Source organism: Dysosmobacter segnis (assembly GCF_014297285.1).
In the GTDB taxonomy this organism is placed as follows: domain Bacteria; phylum Bacillota; class Clostridia; order Oscillospirales; family Oscillospiraceae; genus Oscillibacter; species Oscillibacter segnis.
In genome coordinates, this window is sequence record NZ_JACOQI010000115.1 from 1 (window position 1) to 585 (window position 585).

The following is a 585-nucleotide window of genomic DNA, read 5'->3' on the forward strand; positions in this document are numbered from 1 at the left end:
AGGCACCAGTTGGAAGCCCATGCGCCGCAGGAAGTAAGAAACGATACCGAAAATCAAAATGATATAAATATCATAGATGCGGTTGTTGGTAGAATAAGAGCCTGCAATGCAGAATGTCAGTACGATGGGAGCCAGAATCTCATAGGGAATGCGGGTAATATGCGCATAAAACCGGGTCAAACCAGTGCCCACGATATACATGAACACATTCACCACGAGCAGGCCCAGCATGATGGCATAAAGAATGTTGCCCTGCTCGGCAAACAAGGACGGACCGGGAACCATGCCGTGAAGCATGAATGCGCCCATCAGAATGGCTGTCGCACCGTCACCGGGGACACCCAGCGTCAGCATGGGGATCATGGTTGCGCCGCAAGCGCCGATGTTGGCGGATTCCGCAACAGCCACGCCCTCGATCTCACCCTTGCCGAACGTTTCCGGATGCTTGGACGCCTGCTTGACCTGATTGTAAGCAATAAACGCCGCCAAACCGCCGCCAGTGCCGGGCGTTGCGCCAATGATGACACCGACAAGAGAACCAATGCCAATGGGCTTGCGGCAGCGCCGATATTCCTCTTTTGTGAT

At 54.0% G+C, this 585-nt stretch carries 1 protein-coding gene; it reads right to left on the reverse strand.

The features are described 5' to 3' along the window. A partial coding sequence (locus tag H8Z83_RS19315) for a tripartite tricarboxylate transporter permease (protein WP_187016507.1) occupies positions 1–585 on the reverse strand: 585 nt, incomplete at both ends.